The organism is Nocardia sp. NPDC003183 (assembly GCF_053590715.1).
In genome coordinates this window covers 1,535,098-1,557,809 of the sequence record NZ_JBSFTG010000001.1, presented here as the reverse complement: position 1 = coordinate 1,557,809, position 22,712 = coordinate 1,535,098, and the positions used below count along the sequence as shown (strand labels likewise).

General features: G+C 68.0%; 22 protein-coding genes. 11 read left to right on the top strand and 11 right to left on the bottom strand.

Annotated features, from left to right (window positions below; all coding sequences use genetic code 11):
- Nucleotides 1–450: 450 nt before the first annotated feature.
- Together ACWDXS_RS07155 and ACWDXS_RS07150 are read right to left on the bottom strand one after the other, a co-directional pair.
- A complete protein-coding gene (locus ACWDXS_RS07155; RefSeq protein ID WP_449963027.1) occupies nucleotides 451–1,218 on the bottom strand; it encodes a hypothetical protein in 768 nt (255 codons plus the stop codon).
- Nucleotides 1,215–2,504: a hypothetical protein gene (locus ACWDXS_RS07150; RefSeq protein ID WP_449963024.1), complete on the bottom strand. Its 1,290-nt coding sequence runs from the start codon at nucleotides 2,502–2,504 to the stop codon at nucleotides 1,215–1,217. The genes ACWDXS_RS07155 and ACWDXS_RS07150 overlap by 4 nt, the downstream gene beginning before the upstream one ends.
- A 159-nt stretch (nucleotides 2,505–2,663) precedes the next feature.
- Between ACWDXS_RS07150 and ACWDXS_RS07145 the strand changes: the two genes are divergently transcribed.
- From ACWDXS_RS07145 to ACWDXS_RS07110, 8 genes are all read left to right on the top strand, one after another.
- Entirely contained in the window at nucleotides 2,664–2,954 is a 291-nt protein-coding gene (locus ACWDXS_RS07145; protein WP_378991931.1) for a DUF6285 domain-containing protein, read from the top strand.
- Nucleotides 2,951–3,955 (top strand): phosphotransferase, encoded by a 1,005-nt coding sequence (locus ACWDXS_RS07140; protein WP_449963020.1) that lies wholly within the window; start codon nucleotides 2,951–2,953, stop codon nucleotides 3,953–3,955. Before ACWDXS_RS07145 ends, ACWDXS_RS07140 begins: the two co-directional genes overlap by 4 nt.
- Nucleotides 3,956–3,963: 8 nt before the next feature.
- Entirely contained in the window at nucleotides 3,964–5,226 is a 1,263-nt protein-coding gene (locus ACWDXS_RS07135; RefSeq protein ID WP_449963017.1) for an acyl-CoA dehydrogenase family protein, read from the top strand.
- A 239-nt stretch (nucleotides 5,227–5,465) separates the two neighbouring features.
- On the top strand, nucleotides 5,466–7,259 hold the full coding sequence (locus ACWDXS_RS07130; protein ID WP_449963014.1) for a multicopper oxidase family protein: 1,794 nt from the start codon (nucleotides 5,466–5,468) through the stop codon (nucleotides 7,257–7,259).
- 340 nt (nucleotides 7,260–7,599) lie between these two features.
- A complete protein-coding gene (locus ACWDXS_RS07125) occupies nucleotides 7,600–8,403 on the top strand; it encodes a HEAT repeat domain-containing protein (RefSeq protein WP_449963011.1) in 804 nt (267 codons plus the stop codon).
- A 48-nt stretch (nucleotides 8,404–8,451) separates the two neighbouring features.
- Nucleotides 8,452–8,754, top strand: coding sequence for a hypothetical protein (locus ACWDXS_RS07120; RefSeq protein ID WP_378659886.1), 303 nt, complete (start codon nucleotides 8,452–8,454; stop codon nucleotides 8,752–8,754).
- The gene (locus ACWDXS_RS07115) at nucleotides 8,744–9,103 is read left to right on the top strand and encodes a hypothetical protein (RefSeq protein WP_378991937.1); all 360 of its coding nucleotides are present in this window, start codon (nucleotides 8,744–8,746) and stop codon (nucleotides 9,101–9,103) included. Before ACWDXS_RS07120 ends, ACWDXS_RS07115 begins: the two co-directional genes overlap by 11 nt.
- A gap of 112 nt (nucleotides 9,104–9,215) precedes the next feature.
- The gene (locus ACWDXS_RS07110; protein WP_378991938.1) at nucleotides 9,216–10,589 is read left to right on the top strand and encodes an FAD-dependent oxidoreductase; all 1,374 of its coding nucleotides are present in this window, start codon (nucleotides 9,216–9,218) and stop codon (nucleotides 10,587–10,589) included.
- 10 nt (nucleotides 10,590–10,599) lie between these two features.
- Here ACWDXS_RS07110 and ACWDXS_RS07105 read toward each other — a convergent pair whose 3' ends face one another.
- From ACWDXS_RS07105 to ACWDXS_RS07085, 5 genes are read right to left on the bottom strand one after another with little or no spacing between them, the layout of a single operon-like run.
- Complete coding sequence (locus ACWDXS_RS07105) at nucleotides 10,600–11,973, bottom strand: hypothetical protein (RefSeq protein ID WP_449963006.1); 1,374 nt, start codon at nucleotides 11,971–11,973, stop codon at nucleotides 10,600–10,602.
- Nucleotides 11,974–11,982: 9 nt separating this feature from the next.
- On the bottom strand, nucleotides 11,983–12,819 hold the full coding sequence (locus ACWDXS_RS07100) for an ABC transporter permease (RefSeq protein ID WP_449963003.1): 837 nt from the start codon (nucleotides 12,817–12,819) through the stop codon (nucleotides 11,983–11,985).
- Nucleotides 12,820–12,839: 20 nt separating this feature from the next.
- On the bottom strand, nucleotides 12,840–13,787 hold the full coding sequence (locus ACWDXS_RS07095; RefSeq protein ID WP_449963001.1) for an ATP-binding cassette domain-containing protein: 948 nt from the start codon (nucleotides 13,785–13,787) through the stop codon (nucleotides 12,840–12,842).
- Nucleotides 13,784–15,097 carry a glycosyltransferase gene (locus ACWDXS_RS07090; protein WP_449962998.1) on the bottom strand — a complete coding sequence of 438 codons (1,314 nt, stop codon included), beginning with the start codon at nucleotides 15,095–15,097 and terminating at the stop codon, nucleotides 13,784–13,786. The genes ACWDXS_RS07095 and ACWDXS_RS07090 overlap by 4 nt, the downstream gene beginning before the upstream one ends.
- A gap of 4 nt (nucleotides 15,098–15,101) precedes the next feature.
- A complete protein-coding gene (locus tag ACWDXS_RS07085; protein ID WP_449962995.1) occupies nucleotides 15,102–16,634 on the bottom strand; it encodes a condensation domain-containing protein in 1,533 nt (510 codons plus the stop codon).
- A 784-nt stretch (nucleotides 16,635–17,418) separates the two neighbouring features.
- Here ACWDXS_RS07085 and ACWDXS_RS07080 point away from each other — a divergent pair.
- Both ACWDXS_RS07080 and ACWDXS_RS07075 read left to right on the top strand, forming a co-directional pair.
- A complete protein-coding gene (locus ACWDXS_RS07080) occupies nucleotides 17,419–17,985 on the top strand; it encodes a hypothetical protein (protein ID WP_449962992.1) in 567 nt (188 codons plus the stop codon).
- 78 nt (nucleotides 17,986–18,063) lie between these two features.
- Nucleotides 18,064–18,465: a YybH family protein gene (locus ACWDXS_RS07075; protein WP_378991950.1), complete on the top strand. Its 402-nt coding sequence runs from the start codon at nucleotides 18,064–18,066 to the stop codon at nucleotides 18,463–18,465.
- On the opposite strand, the gene ACWDXS_RS07070 is transcribed toward ACWDXS_RS07075, so the two are convergent.
- Nucleotides 18,466–18,807: a hypothetical protein gene (locus ACWDXS_RS07070; protein WP_449962989.1), complete on the bottom strand. Its 342-nt coding sequence runs from the start codon at nucleotides 18,805–18,807 to the stop codon at nucleotides 18,466–18,468. It lies immediately after the preceding gene.
- Between the two features lie 184 nt (nucleotides 18,808–18,991).
- On the opposite strand from ACWDXS_RS07070, the gene ACWDXS_RS07065 reads away from it, so the two are divergent.
- On the top strand, nucleotides 18,992–19,711 hold the full coding sequence (locus ACWDXS_RS07065; protein ID WP_387444236.1) for a 2'-5' RNA ligase family protein: 720 nt from the start codon (nucleotides 18,992–18,994) through the stop codon (nucleotides 19,709–19,711).
- Here the strand turns inward: ACWDXS_RS07065 and ACWDXS_RS07060 are convergent.
- The 3 genes from ACWDXS_RS07060 to ACWDXS_RS07050 form a co-directional block, all read right to left on the bottom strand.
- Nucleotides 19,701–20,039 (bottom strand): 4Fe-4S dicluster domain-containing protein, encoded by a 339-nt coding sequence (locus tag ACWDXS_RS07060; RefSeq protein WP_379315814.1) that lies wholly within the window; start codon nucleotides 20,037–20,039, stop codon nucleotides 19,701–19,703. The two genes, ACWDXS_RS07065 and ACWDXS_RS07060, sit on opposite strands and share 11 nt — an antisense overlap.
- The gene (locus tag ACWDXS_RS07055; protein ID WP_449962984.1) at nucleotides 20,036–21,628 is read right to left on the bottom strand and encodes an FAD-binding protein; all 1,593 of its coding nucleotides are present in this window, start codon (nucleotides 21,626–21,628) and stop codon (nucleotides 20,036–20,038) included. Before ACWDXS_RS07055 ends, ACWDXS_RS07060 begins: the two co-directional genes overlap by 4 nt.
- Nucleotides 21,629–21,720: 92 nt before the next feature.
- The gene (locus tag ACWDXS_RS07050; RefSeq protein ID WP_378991957.1) at nucleotides 21,721–22,656 is read right to left on the bottom strand and encodes a TauD/TfdA dioxygenase family protein; all 936 of its coding nucleotides are present in this window, start codon (nucleotides 22,654–22,656) and stop codon (nucleotides 21,721–21,723) included.
- Between the last annotated feature and the right edge of the window lie 56 nt (nucleotides 22,657–22,712).

Sequence of the window (22,712 nt, the reverse complement as noted above, 5' to 3'; positions counted from 1 at the left end):
AGTGAGGAGCTGGAGCGAGCTACCCCGAGCCGATCCTGCACCGGCGTCGTCGTGAGTTCAAGGCCGCGCAGAAGTAGCGGTGTCGAGTGCATGAAAAGTAGCTCATAGCAGCTCTTTTCGCTTGCGGCCCCGCCTCGGAGATCTCCGAGGCGGGGCCGCTGCCGTCACCGGACATCATCTTGGATACCGGGTCGTCAGCCTCGAAACGGTCAGTGAAGCCCATGTCCGGCACGGGCCCAGCTGGGACCGGTCGGGGTGCCGAGCATCTGGTAGTAAGAGGTATAGATATTCGCATCTGAATATGTTTGCAGTCACGACACGGCGGAGAAGCGCGGCTGTGGGCTGTGAGGCAAGTGGGCTTCGCGATGAATCCGGAGCAGCAGAACCTGCAGTTACCGGCAAGGTCTGGGTAACGACCTACGAGAAGGCGATATCCAAGCGCCTTCGGCCCTACGCGGACCGCGGCAGCCGGTCGTCCGGGACCAAATAGGTGATGCCGAGATCGCGCAGGACGATGCCGGGCTCGCTCGCGTGAACCGGACCGAGCGCCTTCACCAGATCCACCGACGTCAGATGATCGGCCGGGTGAACGCCGTCGGTGGGATGGAAATCGACTGTGGCCGTGGCAGTTCCAGCTGCGGTGGTAGTGACCAGGCGATAGCGCAACGCAACGGTACCGGTGTCTCGGGTGCGGATCGAACGGTAAGTGATCCGGTCGCCCAGGGTGTAGACGGCACCGGCCTGCGCGGGAGTGTCGGAGCGTGAGCCGGTGAAGGCGGCGTCGTCCAGTACGCGCAGACCGGAGAAGTAGTAGCCGGGCAACATCTCCTCCGGCACCGTGTTCCACGGATACACGCCGTCGTCGGGTAGCTCGAGCTCCTCGATCAGTTCGATCCTGGTGATCTCCCGCGTCGCGGCGGCGAGCGAGCGGGTGAGCCGCGCCGCGACCGCCGACTGGAAGCCGCCGGTGGCGTGCAGGGTGGACGATCCGTCGCGGCAGGCGTCCCGCACCTCGTCCAGGGGGAGGGCTTCGAGGGGCAGCGCGGTCACCACGTCACGGCCCGCGCCGAGCTGGGCGACAACCGCATCGACGTCGGCAGTCAGGTGGACGACCACCGCGGCCGAGGAAGGCGGCGCGACAGCGATATCGGGGTGCGCGGCGATCCGGTCGGCGAGCGGCCCGGCGCCGAGCACCGCGACCAGCAGGGGGGAGGTCATACTGTCTCCAGACGGTATCGAGGGCTCAGGTCGGGCGTCGCGACACCGGCCGGCGCCGAACACAGTTCCGGGATGACGTCGAGCATCGCCTTGACCGAGATGTCGGTGACCGCGGACCAATCGCCCTCGTAGGACTCGTCGTCGAGTTCGTTGCGCATCTCGATCCGGGCGGGGCTGCCGTCCAGCGTGATCACATGCCCACCGGCCAGGCTGCGCGGATGATCCGGCCCGAGGTGGGCGTTGCCCGGGCCGACATGCCAGCATTCGGCGTTGGTCATGAACAACCGGTCGCCGAGGTAGCCGCGGTAGCTCATGTGGATGGCGCCGACCGTGCCCGGCTCGATCACACTGCCGCCGGCCTGCACCCGGGTCCGCGCCGGCACGGGATAGACGTGCCGTTCCACCCGCACCTCCTCGGCGCGGGCGCCGAACAGCGTGTGCGCGACGGTGGCGAGCACCGCGTCGAAGTAGAAGTGCTGCATGAGCGCGATGGCGTGGTCGGAGTCGACCGCGCTGAGCGGCATCCCGAAACCGAGGCTGGCCAGACCGCCCCACATGCCGTCCGGCGCGGCCGAAAGATCACCGACCTCCAGGAATTTCACCTCGCGCACCTCGTCGAGCAGCCCGGCCAGACGCAGCAGCAGTTGCTCCACCATGAGTCCGGGGTGCAGGCCCGTGCCGTGCAGCGATACCCCGCCCCGCAGGCAGGCAGCCTGAAGTCGCTCGCCTGTCGCTCGGCGTGGGATCGCCCGGTCCACCACCGGTGCGGCCAGACGCTCCAGGACCGGACCGGCGAACCGAAGCGGGCCCGAATCTGCCACGCGCATGAGCGTTTTCAGCGCCGACAGCGCCGTGGGCAACTGCGGCCCGAAGGCGCCTCCGGTCACCCGCATCTGCGCGACAGTGCGCAATACCTCCAGCGGCGAACGCGATTCGGACAGCCAGGTGGGCATGGCCGGATTGTGATAGGACGCCGCGGACACCACGTTCTTGCCGGACTCGAGCAGGTCGAGCACATCGGCATCGGCGCCCTGCACCAGAGACGGTGTCGTCGGCGTGTGCACGACGCAATCCGCTTTCAGTGCAAGGATTTCCGCCTTGGACGTGGTCGCCGTGATGCCCACTGGCGCCAGCCCGACCAGTTCGCCGATGTCCTTGCCGTGCTTGTGCGGGCTGAACACCTTGACTCCCACGACCTCGAAATCGGGGGATGCCAGCGCTGTGCGCAGCGCCCGCCCGCCCATGTCTCCGGGGCCCCACACGATCAGCCGATACGGACGTGTCACAACCGCCTCCTTGCCGTTGGCGGTATGTCTAACACGGCAAGCCGTGAGATATATAGGCTTTGAGTCTCTTATTGTCTCGTTGCGCGATCTGCCGTAGCTTCACCTTCGAGTCAAAACGCTGAGTTCGTTCACGATGGCGGCAGCGCCAGAGGTGTCACTGTGCAGAATCAACCACCCGCAGCCGAGCTGCTGGAGTCCCTGGCCGAACTACTGGAGAGCACATTGCTGCCGGCCTTGCCACCCGCGCTGCAGCACCGTGCGCGGGTGGGGGCGAATCTGGCCAGGATCGTGCGGCGCGAGATCGATCTCGCGCCGGCGGCGACGCGGCACGAACACGAACTGCTCGCCGCAGCCGACGACGAGCGCGCCTTGTGGCAGGCGCTTGTCGAGGTGGTGCGCGCCGACCTGGCGATCGCCAAACCCGGTTACGACAGCTGGGAGGGGCAGTGACCACCGATCTCGTCGCAGGTCTGGCCGAGTTCCTGACCCGGACCTGGGCCGCGCCTACGCGAGTAGACGAGCTGGAGTACCTTTCGGCCGGCGCGCGCCGACGCAATGTCGGCTTCACCGCGCACGTCGAGGGGGAGCGGGCCCGCAAGCTCGTCGCCACGCTCGTGCCTGCCGCCGTGCAGATCATGTCGGTCGAGGACGAGGCGGCGGTGCGTGAGCTGGCGCGCACGCACGGGGTGGCGGTGCCCGCGGTGGTGGCGGTCTGCGCGGATCCGGCCGTGGTGGGCGAGCCGTTCGTTGTCAGCGAGCACGTGGCCGGGGAGACCGTCCCGCGCAGGGTATTACGCCTCATCGCGGCCGCGGGCAACGCCGAAACGGTGGCCCGCGAGTGGGGCGAGGCGATGGGCAGGCTGCACGCCATCGATCCGGCCGTCGCTCCGCGCACCGTTCCCGCTGCGGGCGCCGATCCGGCCGCGGCCCTATTCGCCGCGGCCGAGGCGGACGTGCGTGTGCTGCTCGGCGACCGGAAGGTGTTCGAGCTGGCGCTGCGCTGGCTGGAACAGCGGCTCCCTGGCCCGCCGCCGCGTACCGCGCTGCTGCATACCGACCTGCGCAACGGCAATATCGTCGTCGCCGCCGACGGTTTGCGGGCCGTGCTGGATTGGGAGGGCGCTCAGCGTTTCGGCGACCCGATGCGTGACCTCGCCTGGCCCGCGCTGCGGATGTGGCGCTTCGGTGCGGACGAACGAGAGTTCGGCGGTTTCGCCGACCGCGCGAGCTTCCTGCGCGGCTACCAGGCCGCGGGCGGTGACTTCGACCTCGACAGATTCCGCTGGTGGAAGGTGATGGGCACGCTGGCCTGGGGCGTCGGCCTGGCCGCCCAGGCCGCCGCGCATGTCGACGGCAGCGTGCGCGACATCGTCATGGCCGCCAGCGGACGTCGTGTTTCGGAAATCGAGTGGGACCTGCTCATGCAGATTCGTCCCGAGGCGAAAGGTTAGGAGAGACAGTGGATTTCGAACTGCCCGAAGATCTGGCCGGATATCTGACCGAGCTGGATGCCTTCATCGAAGCCGAGATCGTCCCGCTCGAGCAGCAGGCCGACAACATTCGTTTCTTCGACCACCGCCGTGAGGACGCCCGCACCGACTGGGACCGTGGCGGCCTGCCGACCGCGGAGTGGGAGCGACTACTGGCCGAAGCGCGTCGTCGTGCCGATGCCGCGGGTCACTACCGCTATGCCTTCCCACGCGAGTTCGGCGGGCGCGACGGCACCAATCTCGGTATGGCCGTGATTCGTGAGCACCTGGCCGGACGGGGGCTCGGTCTGCATTGCGACCTGCAGAACGAGCACGCCATCGTCGCCAACAATGTGGGTCTGCTGCTGATGCTCGAGTACGGCACCCCGGCCCAGCAGGCCCAGTGGGTGGACGGGCTGGCCGCGGGCACCAAGTTCTTCGCCTTCGGCATCACCGAGCCCGATCACGGTTCCGACGCCACCCACATGGCGACCACCGCTGTCCGGGCGGGCGAGGACTGGATCATCAACGGCGCCAAGACCTGGAACACCGGAGTCCACATCGCCGACGCCGATCTGATCTTCGCCCGCACCGCGGGGCGACCCGGCGACGGACACGGCATCACCGCGTTCCTGGTGCCGACCGACGCGCCCGGCTTCCGGATCGAGGAGTACCTCTGGACCTTCAACATGCCCACCGACCACGCGCGCATCTCGCTGACCGAGGTGCGGGTCCCGAGTTCGGCGATCTTCGGGCAGGAGGGTCTCGGGCTCGGCGTCGTCCAGCATTTCTTCAACGAGAACCGGATCCGCCAAGCGGCCTCCAGTCTCGGTGCGGCGCAGTACTGCATCGACCAGTCCGTCGCCTACGCCAAGGAGCGCAAGCCTTTCGGCAAGCCGCTGGCAGTCAACCAGGCCGTCCAATTCCCGCTGGTGGAATTGCACACACAGTGCGAGATGCTGCGCGCGCTCGTTCACAAGACCGCCTGGTCCATGGACACCTACGGCACTTTCGCTGCCTCCGAACAGGTTTCGATGTGCAACTACTGGGCCAACCGGCTGTGCTGCGAAGCCGCCGACCGGGCCATGCAAGTGCACGGTGGTCTCGGCTACTCGCGGCACAAGCCCTTCGAGCACATCTATCGGCACCATCGGCGCTACCGCATCACCGAGGGGGCGGAGGAGATTCAGATGCGGCGGGTGGCCGGGTACCTGTTCGGGTTCATGGACCGAACCGGGGTCAAGGGGGTGTGAGTCCGCCTCCTCTATCGCCGCCTGGGTCGAGGCGAACTACACCGTGGTCAGCGTCGGCGGCACCACGGTCTACGGCCTCACCCAGTCGGTCGATTCGTGAGTTCGCCCCGGTGCGCGGGTGTTTCACGCACCGAGGATCGACCCGGCCGGTTCCATTCGAATTGGTATGGATAGCCATACCTGGTGGTATGGTCGCCCCGTTCGGGTGGGCAACGGTGCCGCCCGGAAAGGGTTCGACCATGGAACATCCGATCGACCGCCGCCGGTTGCTACGCGCGGCGGGGGCGGGTCTGCTCGGCGCGGCGCTGCTCGAAATACCGGTCTCGGCCGTCCCGCCCGGCGTACGAAGTCCACTGTTGTTTCATTCCCCGCAGGTCGAACCGTTCGTCGACGAGCTACCCCGGCTGCCCGTGCTGCGGGGCACCCAACTCGATCTCATCGCCTCGACCACCACCCATCGCTTCCACCGTGACCTGCCGGAATCGGCGGCACTCGGCTACAACGGCCTGAGCTATCTGGGCCCCACGATCGAGCATCCGGTGGGCACAGCACTGCGGCTGCGGTTCGAGAATCGGCTGACCACCCACCCGCTCGCCGACGACGTCGACACCAGCCTGCACGGCGTCACAGCGAGTTTCCGCACCGCCGCACCGTCATCGCTGCACCTGCACGGCGGTGTGACACCGCCCGACAGCGACGGGCACCCCGAGCAACTCGTCTATCCCGGCGGCGGCATCGACCACGAATTCCCGCTGGCCCAGGACGCAGGACACCTCTGGTATCACGACCACGCCATGGGTATCACCCGACTCAACGTCTACGCCGGGCTGGCCGGAATGCTGCTGCTGCGCGACGAATTCGACACCGGCGAACCCGGCAATCCGCTCGGCCTGCCCGCAGGCGAGTTCGAGATTCCCCTCGTCCTGCAGGAGAAACTGTTCACCGCCGCTGGGCAACAGTCGGTCCGTTCGACTCCGATCGTGCCGGCAGGCGGATGGGAAGGCGGTGCGGTCGGCGACATCGGTCTGGTCAACGGCAAGATCTGGCCGTACCTGCCGGTCGCCCGTGGTCTGTACCGGTTCCGGGTGCTCAACGCGGCGTCGTTCAGTGTGTGGAATCTGTTCTTCGGCAACCGGATGCGGTTCTGGGTGATCGGCGGCGATCACGGGCTGCTCGACGCCGCGGTCGCCGTCCGCGAGTTGCGCTTGTCACCGGGCGAACGGGTGGACGTGCTCGTCGACTTTGCCGAGTTGGCTCCGGGCGAGACCGTGGAGCTGTGCAACGACGAGGCACCGGTATCCCAAGCCGCGATCCTCGGCGAGGTCGCGATGCCGAGGTTCTGCCAGTTCCGGGTGCAGGATCGGCCGGGTTGGTCCGGCGGCGTGCCGCAACGGTTGCGCGGCGGGGCATTTCAGCCGCCGATGGTGCCGCCGATCGAGACACCGACGGTGATTCGCGATGTCACCGTGAGTCAGCCCTACGAACTGCGGGTGCCGCCGGCGATCATGTCGCTCAACAACCTCACCTTCACCAGTCCCGAGATCGAAATGCCACGGCAGGGCACCGTCGAGCAGTGGAACATCATCAACATCACGCCCGATCCGCACCCGATCCACTTGCACCTGGTCACTTTTCGCATTCTCGGCCGGACGCCGCTGCGGACTCTCGACTATCAGAGCGCGTATCCGCAGCCACCGATCGGGACCAGGTGGGCGCCGTCGGCCGATGGCTTCCTGGCCGGTCCGATGCAGCCGCCGCAGCCGTGGGAAGCGGGCCGCAAAGACATCGTTCGCGTCGATGGCGGCACCGTCACCAGCATCATCGTCCGGTTCCCGACCGCGGCCGAATTGGGCTTCGATCCGGACGCGACGTTCCCGCGCCGGGTTCCGACCGAGCTCGCCGAGGGCCACGATCACGGCGACCACCGGCACTCCGACCATGCGACCAGTGCGCTGCAGGGCTATGTCTGGCACTGCCACCTGCTCGACCACGAAGACCACGACATGATGCTGCGATACCGCATTGTGCCGTAGCGGGTGGGGATCGGCGCGTGGGGTCGCGACGCGGTGACCTGCGGTCTGTGGCTCCGAACCACCGGTACATGATGGCGCACCGCGCGTTACCGTAGGTCGCGATGGCGTACGCGGCCATCGCGGGCCCGGATTGCTGTGTGACTCCGAAAACCACTGAGTCATAAGCGATGCCGAGACCGAACCCTGCGCTGCCGATTCCGCACTCGCGGCGACCGCGGTGCTGCCGGCGGCGGGTGTGGTGCTGTGGCGAAAGGAAGGGTCGCGGTTCCCGCCAAGGGGGGCCGGCCCTGTGACCTGCGGCTTGCCAAGTATCCGGTTGATCGCCAGGTACCGTTGGGCGGTGAACCCAGCTGATGTGCGACTCCTGAAAGACGGCGATCTCGAGACCCGCGAGGACAATCTGCGGCTCCTGCTCGTGCGGGCTGAGGACGGCGACGCATCCGCCGAGGAGACCCTGCGCACGCTCGTTCGCGACTATCCCGACTACCATCGGTCGCTCTACAGCAGGGCGCTGAACCGGGCGGAGGTCTTCGGTGACGACACCCTGCGCGAACCCCTGCTCGCGTCCCTCGCCGACACCCGTTACAACTGCCAGGCATGGGCCGCGATGGGCTGCGCGGCCCTCGGCATCCGCGATGCGGTTCCCGGCTTGGTCGCGATGCTGGACCACCCACAGGACATCGCCCGAGACCAGGCGGTGATCGCCCTCGGCGTCCTCGGCGACGAAGCGGTGGTCCCGGCCCTCGCGCCCCTGCTGCAGGACTCGATCAGCGGAATGCGCGAACGCACCGCCGAAGCGCTCGGCATGATCGGTGGTGACGCGGCACTGGCAGCGCTCTGGGACGAATTCGAGAACCGCCGCTATTACCGCATCGGCTACATCGCCAGTGCGTTGTCGGAGTTCGCTCCCGGCATCATCCCGAGGCTGATCGAGGCGGCCTCCAGCGGCGATCCCGACAAGCGGTACTGGGCGGCCGTCGCCCTCGGTTCGACCGGCGACGATCGCGCCGTGCCGACACTGGAACGATTGATGGCCAACGATCGCGGTTCCACCGTCTTCGACGGCATGGTGAGCGTCGCCGCGAAGAAGGGCCTGCGCACGCTACGCAGAATCCAAGCCGCGATCGCCGCGCGCGAATCCTGAGCGTTCAGCTCGAGAAACGTTGTCGGTGGCGGGCGATAGTCTCGTCCGGTGTCAGTGAATATCGATGTCGCCCTGACTGTTCGGGGGCTCGCGAACGAACGCGAGTGGGTGGGAATGACCGACTTGCTCGTCGAAGTGTTCAAGGACGAGCGGCTGGAAGACGAGGTGTTCGTCTGGATGGGGGAGACCGAGGACGGTCTGTTCGTCCGCGCGGACTCGGACTACCCGGTGATCTTCAGCGGATTCTTCCGCTGGAGTGAGGCTTTCGAAGATCGCCTCACCCGTCGGGTGACGGCGCTCGTCCCGCAGGCCCGCGTGGCTTTCGACTGGGGGTATCCGGATGAAGAATGACAACACCGGCCACGAATGGCCCGACGTACTGCCGGAAACAGCGCCGGCGATACACAGAAATCTGGACGTGACGGTCGGCGGGCGCACCCTGACCACACTCACCCGCACCCAGCTGAGCTATTGGATCAGCAAACTGCAATACAGTCGCGGCGGCCCGTTCATGACGGTATCCCGTCCTGACCACCCTGAATTCATCCAGACCTACCGTCACAGCGACACCGACTACTACCTCGAGATCCGCTCACCCGATTCCCTCGACGAACTGGCATCGACAACGTTGCGCGATGGTGAATCGGCCGCCGAGCTGATCTGGGAGTGGTTGGAACGCAAGGGAACCGCCTGGGCGTAGGTGGATCGGACAACTCATAGGATCTTCGACTGCCTCGGTCCGTGAAACTCGTGAACCGGCGACTCGCGGTGCTGGTGGCCGAAACCACGACAGGCTCTCGTACGGTGGTGGCATGGGCGCACGGATGGTGGTTGTCGGGGCGGATGCGACGGGGATGGCGGCGGCGTCGCAGGCGCGGAGATTGCGCGATGCCGGTGAGCTCGAGATCGTGGTGTTCGAGAAGGGGCACCATTCCTCGTATTCGGCGTGCGGGATTCCGTACTGGGTGGCCGGTGACGTTGCCCATGCCGATCATCTGATCGCGCGCTCGGTGGCCGAACATCGCGCTCGTGACATCGACCTGCGGATGCGGACCGAGGCTCTCGAGATCGATCCGGTGGGGCGACGGGTCCTGTCTCGCGATCTCGACACCGGCGTACAAGCGTGGACGGGTTACGACCAGCTCGTGTTGGCCACGGGGGCGACACCGATCCGTCCGCCACTGCCCGGGATCGACGCCGAGGGGGTCTACGGGGTGCAGACCCTCGACGACGGGCAGGCGCTGATCGAAGGCCTGGAGTCTGCCGGCGGGCGTAGAGCCGTTGTGGTGGGTGCGGGCTACATCGGTGTCGAGATGGCTGAGGCGTTGGTGCGTCGGGGGTTCGAGGTCACCATGGTCACTCGGGGCGCTGAACCCATGTCCACGTTGGATCCGGATATGGGTGCGCGCGTGCGAGAAGCCATGGAGGGGATGGGAATACGGGTCGTTCGCGGTACCGAGGTAACCGGAATGCGGACCTCGGAGGAGGGCAGGGTCCGCGCCGTGACGACCGCCGACACCGAGTACCCGGCCGATGTGGTCGTGCTCGGGATCGGCGTGCAACCGGCGACCGAGCTGGCGCGTCGGGCCGGGCTTCCGCTGGGGGAGAGCGGTGGTCTGCTCACCGATCTCGCTCAGCGCGTGCGCGGATACGACGACATCTGGGCCGGCGGTGACTGCGTGGAGGTGCTGGACCTGGTGTCGGGCTCGCTGCGCCACATTCCGCTCGGCACCCACGCGAACAAGCACGGGCAGGTGATCGGATCAGGGGTCGGCGGCGGATACGCCACCTTCCCCGGCGTGGTCGGTACCGCCATGAGCAAAGTCTGCGACCTCGAGGTGGCGCGGACCGGCCTGGGAGAGGACGACGCTGGGCGGGCGGGGTTGCAGTTCCACTCCGTCACCATCGAATCCACCGGTCGCGCAGGGTATTTCCCCGGCGCGGAACCCATGACGGTGAAAATGCTCGCCGAACGCCGCACCGGCCGGCTGCTCGGCGTGCAGATCGTCGGCTACACCGGCGCCGCCAAGCGAATCGACATCGCGGCAGTGGCGCTCACCGCCAGAATGACGGTGGAACAGGTGACCGCGCTCGACCTCGGCTACGCCCCACCGTTCTCCCCGGTATGGGACCCCGTCCTCGTCGCGGCTCGGGCGGCTGTGCGTGCGGTGGCGACGGGTCACTGACGCGGAGGAGTCACCAGAAGTCGGGGGCGAGACCCCACGACGCGCATTCTGCCGTCAGCAGCTCACGCAGGGCGGTGCGGCTGGGAAAGCGGTCGGGGTCGGCGCCGGTGACAGCCAAGGTGACCGTGTGGCCGTCGGTGGAGAAGGACAGATTCACACCTACCTCCACTCGGCGGAACATGGCGGTGTCGTTGGTGCAGACGACAGGCCGCATGAGGACGGCGGAGGCATGATGACCTGCGAAATCGGCTACGCCACTGGCAGTTTCGCCGAGGTTTGTGCACAGGCATTCTGGGGCCTTGGCGGTGCGCGCGAAACGACGGAGGACGAAACGGGGCAGGATCATCTGCAACGGCTGGAGGTGTTGCAGAGCGGGCGTGGTCGCCGGGTCGCGATAGGCGGTAGCGGCGCGCTTCACAGCCGAGCGAACGGCGGCGAGGTCGATGCGTTCGCCGGTGCGGTAGGTGACCGAGATCGGCAGGCCGGTGGTGGCATTGGCCCGGGGGTCGTCGGGGATGCGCATCGAATGGGGGATGTCGACGCGGATGCCGGCGGTGTCACCGACGCGCCCGCTGCGCCCGAGGAGACCGGCGCCCAGGGCGATCAGGAGCCCGTTCGTGGTGCCGGAATGCCGTGTGGCGGCGGCGTTCCACTCCGCGAGATCGACCTGGACCACCAGATCCGCCGGTGACCACTGGGCCGGCAGGGGCAGCTCGGGCAGCGCGGGGCGAGGGTTGCGGTCCGGCTCGATGACGCCACGGGTGGCGATCGCCGCGCGAATCCCGTGTGCGACCGCACGTAGCTGGCGGCCCGCATCGATAAGATTCGCACCCAGCGTGTTGCGTGGCTGTGTCCCGACCAGCAGGCCCGAACCGGTTGTCACGTCCGGGCTCTCATCGAGCCGCGCCAGTGCGTCGCCCACGGCGAACAGCACCGCGCCGCCGTCGGATGCCACATGCGAGGTGACCAGCGACACCAGCGTCCCGCCCGCCGTGGTCGGCGCCGCGGACAGTCGCCACACCCGACCGGTCTCGGGATCGAAGTCGACCCGGCTCTGCGCGAAGTACCAGTCGAGGATCTCCTCGTCGGCGACGGGCACCGAATCCCAGACCAGCGGAAGCGATTCCGTCGCGGGCAGCCAGTAGGGACGGGAGAACGGCACCCGGGTCGGTTGCACGCGCCGGGCCAGGAAACCCTGGGTCAATCGGGTGTGGAATCGGGCGAGCAGTGCGGGGTCGAGGGGCTCGTCGAACCGCCACGCGAGCTGATTGACCAGGGCGTTGCCGTAGAGGCTGTGCAGCTTGAGGAACAGGTCGTCGTCGGCGGTGAGCCGGTTGACGCCGACCCGGGAGATGACGGGCGGGGTCGACATGGTGAGTGTCATCAGAACTCCTCAGCGAGCACGCAGGGTGCGGACGGTCAGGGGTGCGAAGACGGCGGCGATCACGAGCGAGGCCACCACCGACCACAGGGCGTCGGTGCCGATGACGCCGTTCTCGGCGAGCCCGCGCACCGCGGACACCAGATAGGACACCGGGTTGTAATCGGAGACATAGCGCAGCCAGGTCGGCATCGCCGACTCGGGCACCAGGGCATTGGACGCGAAGCTCAGGAAGGTGAGCACCAGCATCGACATGCCTTGGACCGCAGCGGGTCTCGATACGGTGACGCCGATGAACGCGAACAACCAGCTGATCGCGGTGGTGGCCAGGACGACGAGCACCGCACCGGCGGCGAACCCGACCGGATGATCGGGCCGATACCCCATCGCGAATCCCACGATCACCACCGTGGTCGCGGCGATGACATACCGGGTCGCCCCGGCCAGCAGGGCTCCGGCGACCGGTGCGGATCGGGCGATCGGCATGGCGACGAACCGATCGAAGACCCCGGACCGAATGTCTTCGGACAACTGCACGCCGGTCGCGACCGACGACGTCAGCACGATCTGCACCAGCACGCCGGGAATCAGAATCGGTAGGTAGGCCTGCATGCTGCCCGCGATGGCGGTGCCGAAGATGCTGCCGAACAGCAACGGCCCCACAATGGGCAGCAGCAGCGCGTCGTAGAGCAACTGCGGGCTGTGCCGGAAGGTGAGCACACCGCGCCACGCCATCATCAGCGACTGGAATAGCGAGGCGCGCAGGGTGACATGGGTGATCCGGGGACGGCGGTCGATCGTCGGTGCCGCGGTGAGCTCGACGGTGCTCTCGGCGATGGTGGCAGTCATGGTGGCCTCGGTCTTTCGGATCAGGCGGCGACGCGGTCGGTGCCGGTCAGCGCGAGGAAGACCTCGTTGAGATCGGGACGGTCGACAGCGAACCCGCGCAGTGCGATGCCCGCGCCACGGCAGGCGGCGACGATATCGGCGGCGGTGCCCGCATCGGTGAGTGCGACGGTGAGCATGCCCGCCGACGACCCTTCCGGCACCTCGCCGGTGAGCGAGACGATGATGGCCTCCGCGTGGGCGGATCGGGCGGGGTCGGCGAGATCCAGGCGCAACACCTGATCGCCGATGGACGACTTCAACTCGGCCGCAGTGCCCTCGGCGACGATCGTCCCGCGGTCGATGACGGCGATCCGGTCGGCCAGCGCGTCGGCCTCTTCGAGGTACTGCGTGGTGAGCAGAACGGTCGCGCCGCGGGCGACCAGACGCCGGATCACGCCCCACATCTTGTCGCGGGTGTGCGGGTCGAGTCCGGTGGTCGGCTCGTCGAGGAAGATCAGCGGCGGATCGGTGATCAGCGTCGCCGCCAGATCGAGCCGCCGGCGCATACCACCGGAGAACTGGTTCACCGGCCGGTCGGTGACCTTCGACAGCTCGAACTCCTCGAGCAGCTCGGCACTGCGGCGTGCGGCATCACGGCGGGACAGCCCGAGCAAGCGCCCGAAGAGCCGCAAATTCTCACCGGCGGTGAGGGTTTCGTCGACGGAGGCGTACTGGCCGGTCAACCCGATCATCGAGCGCACGGCGGTCGCGTCGCGTGTGATGTCGTAGCCGAAGATCTCGGCGGAGCCGCGATCGGGACGGACCAGGGTCGCGAGCATGCGCACGGTGGTGGTCTTACCCGCGCCGTTGGGGCCGAGCAGGGCGAACACGGTCCCCGCCGCGATGGTGAGGTCGACGCTGCCGACGGCGGTGAAATCGCCGTAGGACTTGCCGAGACCGGTGGTGCGGATGGCGATGTCGGTACTCACAGTTGCCTCCCGGCGGAATGGAGCAGTTCAGGGGCGTCAGGCGAACCCAGCAGCGCCTCGACGGCATCGGCGGCTCGCTCGACACCGTCGGTGGTGAAACCGGCGGCCCAGGAGGCCGCGCGCTCGACCACGTCGGGACGTGAGACCTGGTCGAGTAGTGCGTCGAGGCGTTCGGCGGTGAGCTTCGTCGCGGGAATCGTGGCCGCGAGACCGAGTCGCCGTAACGCCTGGCCCCAGTAGGGCTGGTCGGCCTGGACCGAGCAGATCACTTGCGGCACACCTGCTCTCAGTGCGGCCGCCGTCGTGCCGGCGCCGCCGTGGTGCACGGCCACGGCGCAACGAGGCAGTATCCGAGCGTGGTCGATGTGACCGACGATCGCGACGGCATCCTCGAATCCCGGATCGATCCTCGCCCAGCCCGACGCCAGCAGCAGCCGACGGCCCCGCCGGGCGCACACCTCGCGCAACATCGCGACGAAGGCAGCCGGATCGCCGACATCCATGGAACCGAACCCGACATAGATCGGCGCGGTTCCGGCATCGAGCCACGCATCGAGATCCCCGGCCGCGGTGGCGGCAGGTGCGTGGCTCGCGAAACCTGGTACACCGGTGAGGAATCCGTCCACATCGGTCAGGAATCCCGTGAACGGGCCCGGCAACTGCTGACGCAGACCAGGGAACAGCCGCGGGTCATAGGCCTGGATTCGCGCAGTCGCCCCAGCTTCGGCGGACGCTACCGATGACGCTGTCGCCGCGCGAGCGGGCGGCCGCCCGCTCGGCAGAACGGGGGCCAACGCGGCCGCACGTGCCCATGCCAGGAGCGACCAGCCCCATCGGTGCACGAACCCGGGAAGCCGGTCGGCCCAGCGCACTGGCGCGACCGGGACCGTACTGTTCGGCTGGATCGGGAAGAAGTGCACCGCCGCGAACGGCAGTCCGAGCGCCCGCGCCACCGCCTCGGCCACTTCCTCGCCTGCCATCCCCGCGACCACCAGGTCATGTCCGGGTGCCAGCGTGCGCAGGTCGTGAAGCTGCTCGGGCACGCCACGCCGTTGCAGATCGAACAGCGCCCGTAGCCGGGCGCGCGGATCACGGCCGGCGAACCGTCGATCGGTGCGCTGCGCCATTAAGAGGTCGGCCGTATCGCAGCCGAACGGCACCGCCGCAACCCCGTGGTCACGGGCGAAGGCGACGAGGTTCGGGGCGAGCGCCAAGGTCACGTCGTGACCGCGCGCACGCAGCGCACGAGCCAGCAGGATGCCGGGCTGGGCGTCTCCTCGGCTGCCGGTGAAGGCCAACAGGGGGCGCATCCGCTCACCCCGCCTGCACGGCGACACGCAGCGTGTCGGCTCGCAGTGCTCGGGCATCGGTCGGCATCGGTGTTTCCGCCACCACCGACGGCGGCAGTCCGTCGGCCGCCGACCCCGCATGAACCGCTGCGGACGGTTGGCCGGCGCCGACCTGGTCGACCGCCGGATCCGCGTGCACCGCGGCCGTGATCGACGACAGTGCCTGACCGAACGCGGTCAGGAACTCGTCCATGACCTCGGCGGGGAAGCCGGCCGGATACCGTGTCGACACGTACAGGCCGTCGGCGGCGCGCACAACCCACAGGAACACCTCGTCGGCCGAGTACGACTCGGCCCGCAGGGTCCGTCCGCGCAGGTCGGCGACCAATTCGTAGCCGGGCAGTACGCGGATGTCGAGGAAGGAGATGCCGAAACGCGGCGTCTCGGCGACATCGAGCAGGTCGAGGACGCGCGACCAGGAGGCGTCGTTGGCGGTGCGTGAACGACGCAGTGCGGCCCGCGCCAGATCCATGGCTCCGGCGATGCCGACACCGGGGGTGAGCGCGATATCGACCGGGACCACATTGACGAACCAGCCCATCGACTCCAGCCAGCGCAGATCGGGGCGGGTCGCGATCGGCATCGCGGTACGCATCCGGTCCGCGCCGAACCGCCGCTGATTGGCCACCGCCAGCGCGGCGAACACCGCCACCGACATCCGGTGGCGCACCTGGTCGAGGACCGCTTCGACCTGCTCGAGTTCGGGGAGATCGAGCAGCCGTCGCGACACACTGGGCTGGGGCAGATCCGCGCGCGCGGGCCGCTGGGCCTGCGGGGCGAAGCGCGGCATGGCACCGTCGGCGAGGAATTCGCGCCACGTCGCGACCGCGGGCGAATCCGGACCGAGTTCGGCCGCGCTCGCTCGCTCCAGGACGGCGAAGTCGGCCGCGCTACCGAAGGTGACCGACTCGCGCGACGCCTCGCCCGCCATGACCTCCCGGTAGAGCGTGCGCAGTTCGAGGATCAGGATGGCCTGTGCGTAGGCGTCCATCACGGAATGATCGGCCGCGACGAGGACGGTGAAGTCACCGGTGCCTGCGTGCTCGACCGTGGCGGCCAGGCAGTGCGGCCACACCAGTGGCGACAGGCGCTCTTCGAGTGTGCCGCTGAGGAATTCGTTGATCCGGGTACCGTCGGTGCAGTCGGCAACGGGCTGTTCGGTGATATCGACGGCGGTGGGCGCGGCGACGAGTCTGCGCGGCTCGCCCGCCGATGCGGTGGTCACCGTGGTGCGCAGACCTTCGTGCCTGGCATGCCAGCGCCGCAGCGTCTCACGCCAGGTGGGACCGTCGAGCGGGGCGTCCATCTCGAAGACGGTGCCGATCCAGCGCCCGCGACCGGGCAGCGGATCGGTGGGATCGACGCTCGCGCAGTAATCGGCGTGCACGCTGGTGAGCGGGCGATCGTCGGGCTGCCACGCGTCGGCGGCGAGCTCGGGCGTCCACATCGACAAAGCGCCTGAACGGATTTCGAATTCGGACAGGTGGGTGTATTCCATGACCGGTTCACCTCGTGACGAATGCATGCCGAAGCGGCGGAAGGATGGGGGAGGAGAACACCGCACTGTGTCACCTGCTGCGTTGAACTTCGGCGGTGAAAACATTTCCGTGAAGCCTCGGCGAGATTGATCGTATATGTGATTCTGCTGAGAGCAGCACCGTGATGGGCATCACGGTTTAGCTGAACAAAACTCTGTTGCCTGCTGCTTTTCGCGATTGCGGCACGGATTCACCTGTCCTGCATCGGGGTTGGAAAAGGCCGTATTCGGGTACGTGATTGTCTGTCTATATTTTGTTCATTCCGGATGGGATGATTTTTGTAGGCACCGTCACACTGTCGGCAGCCGTCTGTACAGGTGCGTTTCCCTGACGTTCACCTGGCGCGTTTCATATGGGCATTTCGCTATATGGCGACCGGTGCATCCGATGATCGGCTGCCGGATTTATCCGGTCACGGCGATCAGGCTCGTCACCGGAGACCACCATGGTCGCTGTCATCTGTCCGTTATCACAACGTTGCTCACTCGATGCCGGTTGCTATGGTGAACGCGCGAAGTGTTCGTTCGGATGTGAAGGAAGACAATGGGAAGCACTGCCCTCGACATCATGGCGTTGGTCCTCAACCGCGTCACCGAGTTCTGGAACTGGATGGCGACCGGATCGTCGGGATTCCCGCCGCTGTGATCGGCTGACATCACGTGGTGTCCGCGAAACCCCTGGAGGCCGTTGGCCTTCGGGGGTTTCGCCGTCACTGCGGGGGCGGGGCGCTCGTAGAGTGGGCTGATGACGACGGTGGGGACGGTTCGGGCGCCACGGCGATGGTCGGTGACGATGCGGGTCACCACCGGGGCCGCGATGGGGGCGATCGCGCTGATGCTAGTGGTCGATGCCACGCACATCGACGTTCTCGGCTGGGTTCTCGCGGTACTGATACTGCTGGCCTGCGGGCTGTCGTGGATGATTCTGGCGCCGATCGGGTGTGCTCGGTATCGGGAGTACCGGGCCGTCGCCGTCGCGCCGGTAGTGGTGATCGCCGGGCTGGGTCTGGTGTGGTTCGGGGTGCCGGAGAAAGTCGGGTGGTGGCTGTCGGCCGACGCGATGACCGATGCCGCGCAGAGCTGCCGGGAATCCGAGGAAGAGTGGTTCGGGGTCATTCGGACCGACAGGGTCAGGTCCAGTGACGGCGGGTGCCAGTTCACTATCGATGACATGGCGATTGTGGGCGGTCTGGCCTACTTCCCGCCCGGAACTCCGCCGCCGGATCACGGCGGTGCGGGATATCAGCCCGTCTACACCCCCTATGACGGGAATTGGCACCGATTCGCGGTGACGATGCACGACCACCCCTGACCTCCGTGCCGAGTGTCCGATTCATGTCGGACCCCGGCGTTACCGTTGTCGCACAACCCGAGTCGAGGGAGGGTGGCGATGGCCGAGAAGATGCGCGAACGTGCGCAGCGCCCGGAGGATCTGAGTCGGCTGGTGGTCGAGCGATTGAACGCCGGTGATGTGGACGGACTCGTCGAGCTGTACGAGTCCGACGCGGTGCTCGCACTGCCCGACGGTGTCGTCGCGACGGGCGTGGACGAGATACGGGCGGCGTACGCGCGGCTGGTCGCCGATCGACCGGTGTTCCAACCCGGGCACCAGGCGCCCGCCTTGCTCGCGGGCGATCTGGCGCTGACGTCGTCGCGGTTGCCGGGAGGCACCGGCGCGACCGTCGAGGTGGCGCGCAGGCAACCCGACGGGAGCTGGCGCTGGATTCTCGATCAACCGAACGCGCCCTGGGTGGTCAGCGAAGCGGGAGAACGGTCGAACGTGCCCGGATGATCAGTTCGGGTTCAGGCCGGTCGCGAAGACGACGACGACCTTGTCGTCGGTCACCTCGCTGACCCGCACATCGGTCCCGTTGCTGGCCTGCGACTGGCCGACCGGAACCGTGATCTGCTGACCGCCGACGCTCAAGGTGACCATGTCACCGTTCACCGCGACGAGCTCCACGTCGATACCGAGCACCGAGGCTTTGGCGCTCACTCCACGATCGAAGGTGACGGTGCACCCGCTCACACTGCATTCGGAGGTGGTACCGGGTCCGGTCATCGTGCACGCGGAAACAGTGAAGGGAAGCAGGAGGGCGAACGCGGAGAGCGTGATCAGCCGTCGAACAGGCATGGCGTCAGTGTAGTGCGTCGAAGACACAACGGAACGGTCTCACCAGGTTGCCCGCCGATCACACCGGGAATACCGTCGCTGTGAGGTAACTGGCATCGCAGCATCGGTGCCGATCGTGTCGGGCGGACGACCGGCCAGCCGGGTGTTCACCCGCGGGTCGGCCGAGATCGGGAGGTGGCGCACGATGATCGCGAGCGAAATGACTGTTGCCAGTCGCTGGTGGTGGCGTCCGGGGTGGACGCCGGGTCGTTCGTTCTACAACTGGCAGATCATGCCGACCCAGCCGGTCGCCGACAAGCTGGTCGAGATCTTCGCGCCCACGTTGTCACGCCTGCCCGGACTCGAACAGGTCGACGCCGCCCGGCTGCGGATCGGCGTGCAGGGCATCGGGTTCGCCGACGGGGTCAAAGGGGTGCACCTGGCGGCGCTGGTGGCGGGCGCCCGCGACCTGCTCGCCGAACTCGCGCCGTTCCAGCTCGCCTTCGGGCCGCCCGAGGTCACCGCCGAGACGATCCGGCTGCCGGTCACTGTGTCGGAGGAACTGCTGCGGGTGCGCGCGGATCTGACCGATGCGCTGACCGATGTGTGGATCCGCGAGCGGATCCCCGATTTCGGGGAGCCGCTGCGTCCCTACCTGGCGCTGGCCCACGTGACCCACCCGTCACCGGTGCACGAGATCCGCACCGCGCTCGCCGAGGACGGGTTCGCCGACTTCGCCCTCGACGACACCGTCTCGGCGGTCTCGATGGTCGAAATGCAGTGCGAGGACGGACGTTACGACTGGTCCGACATCAGCACCGCCGAGCTGTTGCGGGAGCCGGACCCGGTCGTCGAGCGGAGCGTGTTCGACGACCCGCTGTTCGGTCCGTTGCGGCAGCCGACGGTGGCCGCGTTCAAGAGTTGAGCCGCGGCGGCGGCGCGCCGTGCGGAAGCCGCGGCCCCACCGCGAGCTGGGCGCCGGCGATGCGCCCGTGTCCCCACCCGAGCTTCTCCCGATATCGACCGATGTGCTCGGTGGGGACCGGTGCGTCCGGCGGCAGCGGGGTCACCTCGGGCGCGACGTAGAGCGCGTCGGTGGGGCAGTACGCCTCGCACATGAAGCAGGTCTGGCAATCGGATTGCCGTGCGATAACCGGGATCCCGCCGTCGACGCGGTCGAAGACGTTGGTGGGGCAGGCACTCACGCACTTGTCGCAGCCGATGCAGTCCTGCGCGCGCAGTAGTTCGATCACGACGCCACCGCCAGACCCGAGTTGTGCGCGTCCGACGGATCGACCCACGGCCGGTCGAGACCGCCCGAGTGCAGGTGGTGATGCTGTGCCGCGTCGAGGTCGGGATGATCGGCGCGCTTGCTCATGCCGCGAGTCTCGGTGCGCGCCAACGCGGATCGGTACACGAGACGTCCGACCGCGGTGATCGCCGCCGCTTGCCGGGCCCTGACCCGCTCGTCGCCGGTCCCGCCACCGAGACCGGCTGCCGCGACGTCCCACAGTTCGTCGAGGCGAGCCAGTGCGGGGCGCATCCGGTCACCGTGGCGCAGGTAGTTCTTCTCGAAGGGGATCAGCTCGTCCTGCGCGGCGGCGACGACTTCCGCCGCGGTCACCGACGGTGCGTCGCCGGGGCGCAGGCCGACCCCGCCGATGCCGTGCACCGCACCGGTGGATCGGGCCGCTGTCACAGCATGTTCGGCGGCGCCCGTGCCCGCCCAGCTTCCCGACGACATCGCCCACGCGGCGTTGTGGCTCCCGCCTCCGGTGAAACCACCGCAGATGCGTTCGCGGGTGGCCGCGTCCCCCGCGACGTAGAGCCCGGGAACCGTTGTCGCGCAGTCGTCGTCGACCACGTCGATGCCGCCGGTGCCGCGCACCGTGCCCTCGGCGAGCAGGTCGATCTCGAATCGGTCGGTGAACGGATCGATGCCGCGCCGGTCGAACTGCAGGAAGAAGTTCGGCTGACCGACCCGCATCTGCGCCTGCACGCTCTCGTCCGCGCGATCCAGCTGGGCGAACACCTTCTCCTGCAGGAGGGTTCGGGCGATCACCGAGCGGCCCTTCGTCGACCCCGCCTCCTCGAGCACCCTGCCGTCCTCGCCGAAGAAGGTGGCGTAGCCGTAGTAGGCGGTCTTGGTGATGGTGGAACCCTTGGGCACGATGGCATAGGCGTTGGAGAACTCCATACCGGAGAATCGCGCGCCGGCCTCGGCCGCCATCAGCGCGCCGTCACCGGTGTCGACGTTGGTGCCGAGGGCACGCGAGAGGAACGCACAACCACCGGTCGCGAGTACCACCGCTCCCGCGGTGATCCGGTAGTCCCGGTCGAGTTGACGCTGGTAGCCCGCCGCGCCGCGCACCGCGCCCGCTTCGTCGACCAGCAGTTCCAGCGCGGGGGAGTGATCGTGGACCTGGACGCCGAGCCGGGTGAGCCACGCGCGCATCCGGCGCATGTACTCCGGCCCCTGGACGCCCGTGCGCAACTGCGCACCGGTGGCCGGGTCGACCGGGAACGGGTAGCGGCCCTCGACGGCGAGTCGGTTCATGTTGACGTAGGTCTGATCGAGGACGCGATCCATCCAGTAGTGGTCGGCGAGGTAGCCGCCGAGGGCTTCCCTGCTCGCTTTCGCGTTGGCGCGGGCCTCGGCCTCGGGCGCGACGTACCAGACACCGGTGCCCGAAGGTGCTGTGGCGCCGCTGGTTCCGCAGTAGCCCTTGTCGACCAAGATCACCTCGGCGCCTGCCTCGCGGGCGTGGATCGCGGCCCAGGATGCCGCGGGACCGCCGCCGATGACGAGCACGTCGGTCCTGGTGTGCCATGGTTCGGTCATAGTGTGCTCCTGTGTGTCGCGCGGGGAGGTGGTGGCCACCGAGGGCCGAGAATGCGGTGCCCGCATCGAGGACGCGGGCACCGCAACGGTTCTCAGGCGCCGGTGAACTTCGCGCCGGCGATCGGGGTGGACGACCGGCCGTCGACGCCGACCGGGATGTCGCCCTCGAGGGTGGTGCGGTAGAGGACCCGGGTGACGTCGAGGTGGTCGAGGTCGCTGGGTGCCAGATGCGCGGTGGCGCGGTTGTCCCAGAACGCGATGGAGCCCTTGCTCCAGCGGAAGCGGACGGTGTAGGAGGGATGGGAGATCTCGTCGAACAGCAGCTGCAACAGAGCATCGCTCTGTGGCGGAGTCAGCCCCAGGATCCTGGTGGTGAAGCCGGGGTTGACGAACAGCACGCGCTCACCGGTCACCGGGTGGACGCGGACGACGGGGTGTTCGGTCACCAGCGGCGCGGCGGCGATCTTGCGGGCGTACTCGCTGCCCGCCTCCCACGGCGGGATCCGGCCGCCGAAGCGGTGCTCGGCGCGCAGCCCGTCCAGGAAGGTGCGCAGCGATTCCGGCAGCCCGGCGTAGGCCGCGGCGAGGTTGGTCCACTGGGTGTCGCCGCCGGTCTCCGGCGCGATCTCGGCGCGCAGGATCGAGGCCGCGGGCGGGTTGATCAGCGGCGAGACGTCGGTGTGCCACTGGTTGGTGTAGCTGAACTTCTTGCGGCCGAACTTCTTCTCGTAGAGGCGACTGTCGACAGCCAGGATCTCGGGGTGCTCGGTGGGCGCGTCGTCGTCGTAGGGGTGTGACGGGGTGACCGCGCCGAAGCGGCGCGAGAACGCGATCTGTTCGGTGTGCCCGATCTGCTGGTCGCGGAAGAACAGCACCTTGTGCCGGTGCAGCGCCGCGGTGAGCTCGTCGACCTGGGAGTCGGCGAGTTGCTCGCGCAGGTCGACGCCGGTCACCTCGGCGCCGATGTGGCCCGCGACCGGGGTGATCTCGAGAGCGGTGACGACGCTGGGGTTTTCGATGGTGGTCATGTCGGTGGTCCTTCGTGGGAAGTCTGTTGCGGGGGTGCGGGAGTCCTCACTCCCGA